Below are 12788 nucleotides of genomic sequence, written 5' to 3'. Positions count from 1 at the left end.
GTTTTATGATATTTGGTGGTTTTTACGGGTATAAGCAGCCAGTATTGCCCTTTCTGATAATGCCAAATAATCCTTCATTTTTTTAGCTGCCTCCTCATTTTGTCCTGAGATAAGCAGTTCTAGAATATGCGCATTTTTGTCGATATAAGGTGCATACAAAAGTTCAGGATCATTTAAAATGCCAAAAGCCAGACGGAGTTCTGCGGAGATATTGTGATAGAAAGCGATTAACCTTTCACTATCAGTTAACTCTACGATCGCGGCATGAAAGTGCATATTCGCTGTTCCGGCACCAATCCAATCTTGTTGCTCGCGACATTGTTGAGCGACTTCAACAGCTTGTTTCATTTTGGCAACGCTGGGGTGCATGGGATAAGCCTGAGCCAGAGCCTGACATTCAATGAGCTGCCGAACCCGATAGATATCAATAATGGATGCAATATCAGGTGTTGCCACAAATACGCCACGATTAGGTTCATGTTTCAGCAGCCCTTCTTGGGTAAGAAGACGGAACACTTCACGTAACGTATTGCGTGAAATTTCAAGCTGTTCACTCAGCGCAGCTTCTGATAGTCGTTGCCCAGGTAATAACTCCCCAATAACCAGTTTATTTCTGATGGATTCGGCGATTCTTTTGCTTAAAATCTGGGGAGAATGGTTTTTTTTCATAGTCATCCGTTAGATTCAATGGCTGATAACAAACACCTTCAAAGCGTATATAAAAGCGAATCTTCACATATTCACCGATAACCAGCAAGTTACTGCCCTTGAACTAATGTGGGGCAATATTATTGGGCTTGTTGCACCTAAATCGTGCGCATTGGCGATAAATTCAATGGGAAATGTTAATAAAGTGATCGCTATTGGATTTTAAGGATCGATAATACAATTCTATTTGCTTATTTCCTCGTCAGATTATATCTATTGTTCAACAATACATTCACCTTAATAAAACAATTCTCTTATTTGGTTCCACAATGGTACAGATATTGCTTAGAAAACAATAAATACAATAACGATGACAGGGGAGAATAGCCTATGGCTATGCAGGAAACGCAGGAAACAGTGAAACAAAACTCGGCAGGTTTTGTCTCAAATCGGCGTTCGTCTTTGATTGCTGCGGTTTTTTTGATGGCGACATCAGCGATCGGGCCGGGGTTTATCACTCAGACAGCGACATTTACTGCCACGATGGGAGCGGCTTTTGCCTTTGGTATCCTGGCCTCGATTTTGATCGATTTTGTGGTACAGCAAAACATTTGGCGAATTGTCACATTAACTCGAATGCAATCGGCTGATATTGCCAATGCAGCGATTCCGGGAAGTGGCTACTTGTTGGCTGCTTTGGTGATCCTTGGCGGATTAGTGTTTAACATCGGTAATATTGCGGGAGCGGGATTAGGGCTTAATGCCTTGGTGGGACTGGAGCCGAAGTGGGGCGGATTATTCAGTGCACTGATGGCGATTTACATTTTTACCTCTCGCCAAGCCGGTGTCGCCATTGATCGGATTATGGTGATATTGGGTCTGGTCATGATAGGCATGACACTGTTTGTTGCGATAGTTTCCAATCCGCCGGTGGGAGAAGCCTTGCGGCAAACCGTACTGCCCGATGAAATCAATTTTGCGACGATCACAACGATTGTTGGCGGAACGGTTGGTGGTTACATTTGTTATGCAGGTGCTCACCGTTTACTGGATAAAGGCGCGGTGGGCGTTGAAAACATCAGCATTGTTTCCCGCGCAGCAACCAAAGGGATTCTGGTTGTTGGCCTGATGCGTTACCTGTTATTTCTTGCCATCTTAGGCGTGGTTGCCAGTGGTTTTACTCTTGATATTGCCGGTGAAACGGCAAATCCTGCCTCTCAAGCCTTTCAGATCGCCGCTGGTGAATTTGGGCTGCGCATCTTTGGTTTAATTTTTTGGGCCGCGGCAATGACCAGCATTATCGGTGCTGCCTATACTTCCATTTCCTTTTGCAGTGTTTTTCGAAAGCAATTGACTGAGCGCCAGCGCAATATCGCCACCTTGTTCTTTATTGCCGCATCGTTGGCCGTTTATCTATTAGTGGGAACGCCGCCCGCCGCGTTGCTGGTTTTCGCCGGTGGTTTTAATGGGCTTATTCTTCCGCTTGGTTTGACCCTCTTTGTGTATGTTGGCTGGAAACGTGCCGATTTGATGGCCGGATATGTCTATCCACGCTGGTTGCTGTGGTCAGGCGCGTTGACTTGTGTGCTGACATGGTACATGGCTGTCATGTCTATCGGTTCAATCTTTGAGTTTTTGCAATCCGCTTAAGGGGATCATCATGATAACAACGATCGATTTAAATAGTGATCTGGGTGAAAGTTTTGGTCAATGGCGGATGGGAAACGATGAAGCAATATTGGGGATTGTCAGTAGCGCTAACGTTGCCTGTGGTTTTCATGCGGGTGATCCGGCCGGGATTTTGCAGACCTTGAAATCGGCACAGGAAAATAATGTTGCAATCGGTGCCCATGTTTCCTACCCCGATTTGGTTGGCTTTGGGCGACGTAAAATGGATATCGACAGCCATGAGCTGACCGCTGATGTGATTTACCAGATTGGTGCCTTACAAGGATTGGCTACGGCGGCAGGCACCAGAGTGAGTTATGTTAAGCCGCATGGCGCGCTGTATAACACCATCGCGAATGATGAATATCAGGCGCTTGCTGTGATTGAAGGCATTTTGGCGATCGATCCCAACCTGATGTTGGTCGGTTTGGCGGGCTCAAACATTCTTAAGCTGGCTCAGGAAAGAGGGCTGAAAACCATCGCGGAAGCATTTGCTGATCGTGCCTATACCTCACAAGGGGAGTTAGTCTCCCGCCGCGAAGCGGATGCCGTTTTGCATGATGCGGATCTCGTTGCACAACGCATGTTGCAATTGGTGACATCAGGGGGGCTTGAGTCCATTGATGGCAAATTTACCCCTATTCAGGCGGATTCGATTTGCGTGCATGGTGATAGCCCCGGTGCGGTAGCGATGGCCAAACAGGTCAAAACCGTTTTGCTACAGGCGGGAATCACCATTCAGCCATTTATTCATCCATGAGCATGGATCGCATTGATACAATGATTTAGGGAGATAGCCTTGCGTTTTTTACCTGTTAATGGCCATACCATCATGGTTGAATTGAGTGGATTGGCAGAAACATTGGCTCTGCTTGATTCACTGAATAAGTCACCTATTTTGGCAATTGAAGAAATTATTCCGGCAGCGAGAACGTTAATGATTCGTTTTCGGCCGACAAAAATATCGAGCCAACAATTGGCGGCAGAAATCCGTCGCCGGAACTTGCAAGAACGCCGTCATGCCACGGGAAAACGGCTAGAAATTCCTGTGCATTACAACGGTGATGACCTTGCTTTGGTTGCGGAAATATTAGGGTGTACCGTTCAGGAAGTGATTCATCAACATACCGAAAATGAATACACCGTCGCTTTCACCGGGTTTGCCCCTGGGTTTGCTTATATGGTATCGGATACCGTGCAATGGAATATTCCTCGCAGAGAAACCCCCAGAACACGCATTCCGGCAGGTGCTGTTGCTCTGGCGGGGGAGTTCAGCAGCGTTTATCCGCAGGCGAGTCCCGGCGGATGGCAAATTATCGGCCTGACAACCGAACGTATGTGGGATCTTTCCCGCTCATCTCCTGCCTTATTGCAACCCGGTTATCGGGTTAATTTTCGGGATGCCGGGCGCTGCCCTGCAATAATCAGCTTACCTGAAACCCGGTTGCCTGAAACGTCTGGCAATAACCTAGCGCCTGTTTCAAAAACGACTTGCCATCTGGAAATCTTGTCGGTGGGATTACAAACCTTATTCCAAGATTTGGGGCGTGTGGGTCAGGCAAAATCAGGGATCTCCGAATCGGGGGCAATGGACAAAAGCGCCTTGCGCAGTGCAAATCGTATTGTGGGGAATGCTTCTGACCAAGTTTGTCTGGAAATCGTTCAGGGAGGATTTAAGGCGGTTGCACATGGGCAGATGTTGATTGCGTTGACGGGGGCGCCCTGCCCAATAAAAATAAAAACACCAGCGGGTGAAGTATTCTATGTGAATACTTACCAACCGATTGATCTCAACGAGGGTGACGAAATTTCGCTGGGTATTCCTGTCGCTGGAATGCGTTCGTATTTATCGGTACGCGGAGGTTTCACTGTTCCGGCCATTTTATCCAGTCATTCATTTGATACGTTGGCTAATATCGGGCCTTTCCCGTTGAAAATAAACGATAAATTAGCCATCGGTGCAACCTTTCACTGTGCAGCGATCTCTGTTTCTGAAACGCCGGCTTTTGCCATGCCAAATAAAGATGAAACCGTGGTATTGGATATCCTATTTGGCCCGCGTACAGATTGGTTTATGCAAGAATCCATCGACTTATTGAGCAAACAGATTTGGCAGGTAACGCCTCAATCCAATCGAATAGGTTTACGGTTAAATGGTAAGTGCTCACTATCCAGAGTTAAGCAACAAGAATTGCCTAGTGAAGGAACGTGTGCAGGAGCAATACAGATTCCAGCCAGCGGGCTGCCCGTCCTGTTTTTGGCTGATCATCCATTGACTGGTGGATATCCGGTGATTGCCTCAGTGGCAGATTATCATCTCGATCTGGCTGGTCAGATCCCTGTTAATGCCAAAATTCGATTCAATCCCATTGGTCAATTCCATGAAATTCAAGGGAGGCATGATTTTCCATGAACACCACTACGAATAATTTAAATAATAATCTTAAGAAAGTATTGATTGCTAACCGTGGTGAAATTGCTGTTCGGATCATTCGGGCTTGCCGCGATTATGGCATTCAGACGGTCGCTGTTTATGCAGATGCCGATATGAATGCCCAACATGTTCAATTGGCTGATGAAGCTTATGCTCTGGCCGGAAACAGCCCGACGGAAACTTACCTCAATATGCCTCGTTTGCTGGAGGTGGCACAGCGATCTGGTGCAACGATGGTGCATCCCGGTTACGGCTTTTTGTCTGAGCGAGCGGAATTTGCTCAGGCCGTGATAGATGCGGGTTTAATTTGGATTGGCCCTGACCCTGCAACCATTGATGAGCTGGGTGATAAGGTTAAGGCGCGTAAAATAGCCCAGAAAGTGGGTGCGCCATTGGTTGTTGGGACATCAGAGCCGGTCAAAAATGTACAGGAAGTGGTTGCTTTTGCCGAGCAGCATGGCTTGCCGATTGCCATCAAAGCGGCTTTTGGTGGCGGAGGACGGGGGCTGAAAGTTGCCTGGCGCATGGATGAAGTGGCAGAGCTTTATCACTCAGCAGTACGTGAGGCGACAGCGGCATTTGGTCGTGGCGAATGCTTTATTGAGCAATTTTTGGATAAACCGCGTCATATTGAAGCTCAGGTGATTGCGGATAAACAGGGTCATGTTGTGGTTTTGGGGACGCGTGATTGCTCCTTACAGCGCCGTAACCAGAAGTTGGTGGAAGAAGCGCCAGCGCCATTTTTGACGCAGGAACAAAGAGAACGTATCCACCAGTCAGCAAAGGCCATTTGTGTGGAAGCCAATTATGTGGGGGCGGGTACAGTAGAATTTTTACTTAGCGCTGAGGGGACGCTTTCTTTCTTGGAAGTAAATACTCGCTTACAAGTAGAACATCCCGTGACAGAAGAGACGACGGGTCTTGATCTGGTTATCGAGCAGTTGCGAATAGCTGAAGGTTATCCGTTAAGCATTCAGGAAACGCCCATACCAAAGGGACACTCGTTTGAATTTCGCATTAATGCGGAAGATGCGGCGAAAGGTTTCCTGCCAATGTCTGGCACAATCACCGAATTTATCCCGCCTTCGGGCCCCGGTATTCGTTTAGACTCTGGGGTGATTAATGGCTCCACCATTCCGGCCACCTTTGATTCACTCATGGCAAAGTTGATTGTCACTGGGGCGAGCCGGGAACAGGCCATTGTTCGGGCACGTCGGGCATTGAAAGAGTTTCAGATCCGTGGCGTAGCCTCTGTGCTGCCTTTCCATCAAGCGGTGATGGAACATCCTGATTTTATTTCTGGTGATACATTCAATATTCATACCCGCTGGATTGAAACGGATTTTGTGAATGAGCTGGAGGCTTCGCTGCGCCAGTTGCCGGTTGAAGATAAAAGTATCACCCGCACTTTTATTGAGATTGATGGCCGCAGACATGAATTAGGATTGCCTGTAGATTTATTGGCGGGATTGGCACATTTAGCGCCTGTTGGTGAACAGCAATCTTCCCAATCTGCCATCAAGGAAAAATCGCCGGAAGATCCCCGTCAGGTCAAAGCGCCTATTTCCGGTATCCTGCACTCTTGGATGGTTAAAACAGGTGAGCAAGTCAGTGAAGGCGATGTAATTGCCGTTATGGAAGCTATGAAAATGGAAGTACAGATCCATGCTCATCGTGCAGGAAAAATCGCATTTTGTGTTCAGACAGGGGCTTATCAGGATGCAGAGTCTGTTCTGGCGCACATAGAGTAATTATTTTGGCTAAAACAGCAGGATCTGTTGATCCTGCTCCCCACATGACGGCATAAGACGTTGAAAAACACTGTTCCATTCGCCGAATTCAGGAAGCAGATCGCGCCAGAGAATCCCTTTGTATCTGTTAATAGAGTTCGCGGCATGATGGTGAGGTTGGGTTGTTTTTTTGGCGCTTAATGTCATCATTATTATCATTGGCGCAATAACTAAATGCGAAAAATGCAACTATTGATGGAATGATTATCGTGAAAAATAACCAAAACATTTTCATACCTCCTTCTTAGTAAAATGTTTATTAGGTATTCTATTTTACACATTCCAAAAGATCAAAGATTATTTTTTATTCAATTTGAGGTTACCGGATTACTATTACTGTGCCACGAATGTATCCAATGGCTTGATAGTGGATGTATTCTCAGATTTTCCAGATCCGCGTTGTCAGGGAAAGGTCGAGCACCTTTTTATTGATATCTTAGTGATAGCGGTGTGCGCTTCATGGACAGATATTGAACAGTGTGGCCAGCGTAAAAAGGGATTGGCTGCGTTTATTTCTTCAGAAAAGCGGGAAATTATCGCCATTGATAGTCAAAGTTCACGCCATTCGTTTGATAAGAAAATTGAACAAAGCCGATTACATGGAGAGTATCCAGATATGCACCATCCCCGTCTTTAAAGTTATTTACATTTCCCAAAGAAATGTAAATAATAATGCTTCTCAATAGTATCTTTGCTTAAAAATAAATGACTAAAATTACCCAAATTTACGCTAGCCTGGCGAAAAGTGGCCTGTGTGTTCCTTTGATGTCCGCATCAATGCTGACCGTTGCTATCTCTGCCAACGCATTTGCAACCACCGAAGAATCAACCAAAAAAGCAGCAATCACTGGCGATACACTTGTTGTTATTGCAGATAACAATGCAGAACAAGAGAGTGGAAAAGTCAACCGTAATGAAATCAAAGTCAGACAGGCACAAAGTGTCGGTGAGATTTTAAAAAATGTACCGGGCGTCCAAGCGGGTCACCCCAGCGCTTTAGGGCAGCGTTTCAAAATTCGTGGTATGGATGATCAATTTATCAACGTTACGGTTGATGGTGCACGACAAGAGGGATATCACTTCCATCATGCAGGCAACTACGGCATCGATCCTGAAATGCTCAAGCAAATTGATATCAGTGTCGGTACTAACAGTATTACCTATGATACCGGTGCCCTTGGCGGTGCCTTAAAATTTGAAACCGTTGATGCGGGGGATTTATTAGCGCCGGGCCAATTATTTGGTGCAAAAGGTAAATTAAGCTACGTCAGCAATGGTTCTGAGTTCCAGCAATCTTTAGCTACTTACGGCAGAGTAGGTGCCGTTGATTTATTAGGCTACTTTAACCACCGTGATATAAATGATGCTGAATCGGGCAGAGATAGCCGCGGAAGAAGCTCAATTCCGACCGATGGGAAACTGGTTAACTATTTATTAAAAGCGAAATTCAATCTGACTGATGAGCAGTACATCAATGTATCCAAAGAACATTATCAGAATGATGCGGAAACTAATTTCCGATTGAATTTTGGTTCAGATATCAATAAAGGGAGAAAAGGAAAGTACGCTTCAGAGCGTGATGCGTATAATCTCACTTACCGATATGTTCCCGCCGATAATGATTTCATTGATTTAAAAATTTCTGCCTATCACACTGAACAAAGCTTCAACCATATGAGGGAAGTCGGTGGGCTTGGAAAAGGATTTGACAGTATTGTTGAAACCCAAGGTATCAGGGCGCGTAATGTCTCTCATTTTGATACCCAGAAATTATCCCATGTTTTAACTTATGGGTATGAATATTTTGATACCAGAATGGCATACACTGATGTATCAGAAAATGTCCACAAAAAAGCGGTAGAAACCGGAAAATCATCATCTGTTTATTTGGAAGATGATATTCAACTTGCTGATTTCCACGTCATACCGGGTGTCAGATGGGATCATTACCAATACAACACGCTTAATAAAAAACTTGAACCGTTTGAGAGAACCTATGCGCGTATCTCAAAAGCATTGGGTTTGAAATACGAACTGGGTGCATCGACCACATTATTTGCCAATTATACCGAACTCTTCAGAGGGCCGTTGGGCAAAGAAATTGGTTTGGGGCCAAGCAATCATAATGCTAATTTGAAAGCGACAACAGGGTACAACTTAGAAACGGGTGTAGCGGGAACCTATTCGAGTGTTTTTGCTGAAAATGACTCATTTACTGTCATCGGTAAAGTCTTCCAGACCAACTTCAAAGACCTGTCTACGACTTTAGCCAAGAGAACACTGGACAACATCCCGAAATCCAGATTGGAAGGGTTTGAATTAGCGACCAAATATAAACTGGATAATTGGTCCTTAAGAGCGACTTACGCCAAAGCGAATAACAAAATTATCAAAGGTAATGAGTTATTTGACAGAAGATTAGAGTTTACACCAACCATTGGTGATTCTTTCACGGTTGGCGGAAGCTACTTGTTTGATAAAACTGACATTGAACTCGGTTGGAATTCCCGCTTTGTCCGTTCAGCAAACGCGAAAGGGACTGATAGCGGTCAGGTGGTAAATGTACATAAAACAGGTTACGGCGTCAGTGATATGTATATTTCCTGGGCACCAAAAGCGGGTACATTCAAAAACACCGAAATCCAGCTTGGTATCGATAATGTCTTCGATAAACGTTACAACGAGCAGTCTTACTATCTGAATACGTATAAAGGGCAGGAAGAGAAAGGCCGCGCTTATAAGGCGACCATTTCCTACAAGTTCTAATAAAAGTCTCAAGCTATACGTCTAATAAAAAGTCTGCGGCTTACCCGCAGACTTTTTTTCAAGATTATCGCAACTACAGCGTAACAACCCCAATCAACGCGATAACCGTTAAAATCGCGGCGGCACCATAAAACACCCACTTACTGGCCGGAACAGGGATTTGCAGATCGTGCATACCGTGATGCAAACGGTGCAGGCCACACCATAAGGGCAGGCTAATCATCAACAGCAAAAAGAGGCGGCCAATAAGACTCTGGCAAAATGTCAGGATGCGTTCATAAGACAGCGCGTCAGGAGCCAATCCCAGAGGCAGCAAGATACCCAGCAGCAGAATAATGGCTGGCGCAACGATGGCGCTCCACATGCCGCCGGCACCAAACAGACCCCAGAAAATCGGTTCATCGGAACGCTTAGGGACTTGATTCATCAGATCCTCCTTGGAGTCAGAAAAACAGGGCTACGCCGAGAATGACGGCGGTAGCAATAAGGGTGATGACCCATAACAGCTTGATAATCGGCCCCGGTGACAGTTTCTCATTTCTGACAATGATATTGAGTGCCTTGGGCGCCAGTTCAAACCAGGTTTTGGTGTGCAGCAATGCCGCCAGCAGGGTGATGATATTAATCAGCAACACCAGTGGGTTTTGCAGAAAGGAGACAAACCCTGTCCAACTTTCCGGGCCACCTTTCAGGGCAAACAGACCGTAAAGTACCAAAACACTGAACCAAACGGTGGGAATGGCGGTGCCTTCACGCAACATATAGAAGCGATAAAAACCCAACTTACGCCACCAATTGGCTTCCATACCACGCACATAAGGCTTACGTTTCGTCGTCATTACTCTCTCCTTCCTTATTGTGGTTTCAGCATGGAGATCAGGAAATCTTTGGCACTTTCTGCCTTGCTTTGCTGGATTGCACCGGCGGGATCGACATGTTTCGGGCACACTTCAGAACAGTAACCGACAAAAGTACAAGACCAGACGCCATTATCACTGTTGATTTGTGGCATACGTGCTTGCTTGCCGTGGTCGCGGCTATCAAGGTTATAGCGGTGTGCCAGTGTGACCGCAGCCGGCCCGATAAATTCAGGATTCAGGCCGAACTGGGGACAGGCGGCATAACACAGGCCACAATTGATACAGCCGGAAAATTGATGATATTTCGCCATCTGGGCAGGCGTTTGCACATTCGCGCCATCGGCGGGTTTGCGATCGTTGCCAATGATATAAGGCTTGATCGCTTCCAGGCTCTCAATAAAGTGCGTCATATCCACCACTAAATCCCGCTCAATGGGGAAATTGCCCAGTGCTTCGACTTTCATTCCTTGGTCTTGGGCTATTCCTTGGGCCATTTCTTGGGCATAATCGCGCAGGAAAACTTTACAGGCCAGCTTCGGGACACGGTTGACCATCATGCCGCAGGAGCCACAGATTGCCATACGGCAAGACCAGCGGTAAGCGAGGTCAGGCGCCAGATTGTCCTTGATGTAACCCAAGGCATCCAGCAGTGACGTTTGCTCATCGTAAGGCACTTCATAAGTGGCGAAATAGGGTTCACTGTCAATTTCCGGGTTATAGCGCATGACTTCCATGTTCATACTTTTCATCTCAGCCATTCGCTTGCTCCTTCTGTGCTTGCTCTTGTGCCGCCGCTTCACCCCCATAGACGCGTTTTGCGGGTTGGGATTTAGTGATCTTCACCTCACTGTATTCCAGACGCGGGGCACCTTCCGGGTGATAGAACGCCAGCGTATGTTTCAGGAAATTCTCATCATCACGTTCGGTACAACCTGCATCAAGACGCTGGTGGGCGCCACGGGATTCTTTGCGGTTCATGGCAGAATGCGCCATGCACTCAGCGACATCCAAACCAAAGCCTAATTCGAGGGTGTAGAGCAGATCGGTATTGAAGACACTGGAACGGTCGCTGATTGCGATATGTTTGAAGCGTGCTTTCAGTTCGGCAATTTTGTCGATAGTTTTCTGCATCAGCTCGGGTGTGCGGTAAATGCCGCAGCCTTCTTCCATTGACGTGCCCAGTTCATCGCGAATTTTCGCCCAGTTTTCGCCGCCTTTCTGATTGCGCAACTGGTTGAGTTTATCTTCAACATCACGGGCCTGGGCATCCAGTGCGCTATGATTGGCGGACTTTACTTCTTGGCTATGTTTGGCCGCTTCTTCACCGGCCAGACGGCCAAAGACAACCAACTCAGCCAGAGAGTTAGAGCCGAGGCGGTTTGCACCATGCAGGCCAACCGAAGAACATTCCCCGACCGCAAATAATCCCTTGATACGGGTTTCGCCCCGTTGATCCGTTTCGATGCCTCCCATCGTGTAATGCGCCGTTGGACGAACAGGGATCGGTTCTTTGACCGGATCAACACCGACATAGGCTTTTGCCAGCTCACAGATAAATGGCAGGCGTTCGAGCAATTTTTTCTCACCCAAATGGCGTAAATCCAGATGGACGACATCGCCACGCGGCGTTGCGATAGTGCGGCCTGCCCGCCACTCATGCCAGAATGCCTGGGAGACTTTGTCGCGCGGGCCTAATTCCATATATTTATTCTCAGGATGGCCGAGCGGGGTTTCTGGCCCCAAGCCATAATCCTGTAGATAACGATAACCCTCCTTGTTCACCAGAATCCCGCCTTCACCCCGACAGCCTTCGGTCATCAAAATACCGGAACCGGGCAGGCCGGTGGGGTGATACTGCACGAATTCCATATCGCGCAAGGGCACACCGTGGCGGAATGCGATCCCCATGCCGTCACCCGTGACAATGCCGCCATTGGTGTTATAACGGTAGACCCGTCCGGCACCGCCGGTGGCCATAATGACTGCGTTGGCACGGATCTGAACTTTCGTCCCTTCCATCATATTCAGCGCCACTAATCCGCGCGCTTGCCCGTCATCCACCAAAATATCGAGAACAAAATGCTCATCAAAGCGCTGGATTTGCGGGTACTTAAGCGACGTCTGGAACAGCGTATGGAGCATATGGAAGCCGGTCTTATCGGCGGCAAACCATGTGCGCTCAATTTTCATGCCGCCGAAACGACGCACGTTCACCGAGCCATCGTCTTTGCGGCTCCACGGGCAGCCCCATTGTTCCAGTTGGATCATTTCTGTCGGGCAATGTTTAACAAAATACTCAACCACATCTTGTTCACACAGCCAGTCACCCCCGGATACGGTGTCGTTGAAGTGAAAGTCATAGGAATCGTGCGACTGAGTAACAGCGGCGGAGCCTCCTTCTGCGGCCACAGTATGGCTGCGCATAGGGTAGACTTTTGAGATTAAGGCGATTTTAAGTTGGGGATGGGTTTCCGCAGCGGCGATGGCAGCTCGCAGCCCTGCACCACCGGCGCCGATAATCGCAAGGTCGACATTGAAGGTTTGCACTGCTCTTCTCCATTGTTTAAGTGGGAGCAAACAAAGTAAATAAAAATAACGATTTGGTTTCACTCTCTGTGACTG

At 47.2% G+C, this 12788-nt stretch carries 12 protein-coding genes; 6 read left to right on the top strand and 6 right to left on the bottom strand.

Annotated features, from left to right (window positions below; translation table 11 throughout):
* Nucleotides 1–3: 3 nt before the first annotated feature.
* Entirely contained in the window at nt 4–669 is a 666-nt protein-coding gene (locus PSI15_RS12145) for a GntR family transcriptional regulator (RefSeq protein ID WP_273583756.1), read from the bottom strand.
* 369 nt (nt 670–1038) lie between these two features.
* Between PSI15_RS12145 and PSI15_RS12140 the strand changes: the two genes are divergently transcribed.
* Genes PSI15_RS12140 through PSI15_RS12125 form a run of 4 tightly spaced genes read left to right on the top strand, consistent with a single transcriptional unit; the run spans nt 1039 to nt 6501 of the window.
* On the top strand, nt 1039–2298 hold the full coding sequence (locus tag PSI15_RS12140) for an NRAMP family divalent metal transporter (RefSeq protein WP_273583753.1): 1260 nt from the start codon (nt 1039–1041) through the stop codon (nt 2296–2298).
* A gap of 10 nt (nt 2299–2308) precedes the next feature.
* Nucleotides 2309–3076, top strand: a complete 768-nt coding sequence (locus tag PSI15_RS12135; RefSeq protein WP_273583752.1) for a LamB/YcsF family protein — start codon at nt 2309–2311, stop codon at nt 3074–3076.
* A gap of 39 nt (nt 3077–3115) precedes the next feature.
* Nucleotides 3116–4729: a 5-oxoprolinase/urea amidolyase family protein gene (locus tag PSI15_RS12130; protein WP_273583751.1), complete on the top strand. Its 1614-nt coding sequence runs from the start codon at nt 3116–3118 to the stop codon at nt 4727–4729.
* On the top strand, nt 4726–6501 hold the full coding sequence (locus PSI15_RS12125) for an ATP-binding protein (RefSeq protein WP_273583750.1): 1776 nt from the start codon (nt 4726–4728) through the stop codon (nt 6499–6501). The genes PSI15_RS12130 and PSI15_RS12125 overlap by 4 nt, the downstream gene beginning before the upstream one ends.
* A gap of 9 nt (nt 6502–6510) precedes the next feature.
* Here PSI15_RS12125 and PSI15_RS12120 read toward each other — a convergent pair whose 3' ends face one another.
* A complete protein-coding gene (locus PSI15_RS12120; protein WP_273583749.1) occupies nt 6511–6690 on the bottom strand; it encodes a hypothetical protein in 180 nt (59 codons plus the stop codon).
* Nucleotides 6691–6907: 217 nt separating this feature from the next.
* Between PSI15_RS12120 and PSI15_RS12115 the strand changes: the two genes are divergently transcribed.
* Nucleotides 6908–7177, top strand: a complete 270-nt coding sequence (locus tag PSI15_RS12115) for a DDE transposase family protein (protein WP_045972916.1) — start codon at nt 6908–6910, stop codon at nt 7175–7177.
* A gap of 68 nt (nt 7178–7245) precedes the next feature.
* Nucleotides 7246–9306, top strand: coding sequence for a TonB-dependent receptor domain-containing protein (locus PSI15_RS12110; RefSeq protein WP_273583748.1), 2061 nt, complete (start codon nt 7246–7248; stop codon nt 9304–9306).
* A 73-nt stretch (nt 9307–9379) separates the two neighbouring features.
* Here PSI15_RS12110 and frdD read toward each other — a convergent pair whose 3' ends face one another.
* Genes frdD through frdA form a run of 4 tightly spaced genes read right to left on the bottom strand, consistent with a single transcriptional unit; the run spans nt 9380 to nt 12713 of the window.
* Entirely contained in the window at nt 9380–9736 is a 357-nt protein-coding gene (gene frdD / locus PSI15_RS12105; RefSeq protein WP_273583755.1) for a fumarate reductase subunit FrdD, read from the bottom strand.
* A gap of 13 nt (nt 9737–9749) precedes the next feature.
* Nucleotides 9750–10145, bottom strand: a complete 396-nt coding sequence (gene frdC, locus PSI15_RS12100; RefSeq protein WP_273583747.1) for a fumarate reductase subunit FrdC — start codon at nt 10143–10145, stop codon at nt 9750–9752.
* A gap of 14 nt (nt 10146–10159) precedes the next feature.
* Complete coding sequence (locus tag PSI15_RS12095) at nt 10160–10924, bottom strand: succinate dehydrogenase/fumarate reductase iron-sulfur subunit (RefSeq protein WP_273583746.1); 765 nt, start codon at nt 10922–10924, stop codon at nt 10160–10162.
* Entirely contained in the window at nt 10917–12713 is a 1797-nt protein-coding gene (gene frdA / locus PSI15_RS12090) for a fumarate reductase (quinol) flavoprotein subunit (RefSeq protein WP_273583745.1), read from the bottom strand. Before frdA ends, PSI15_RS12095 begins: the two co-directional genes overlap by 8 nt.
* Nucleotides 12714–12788: the final 75 nt, after the last annotated feature.

Origin of the sequence: Xenorhabdus sp. PR6a (assembly GCF_028599065.1) — a bacterium.
GTDB lineage: Bacteria > Pseudomonadota > Gammaproteobacteria > Enterobacterales > Enterobacteriaceae > Xenorhabdus > Xenorhabdus doucetiae.
This window is presented reverse-complemented; position numbering and strand designations above follow the sequence as displayed.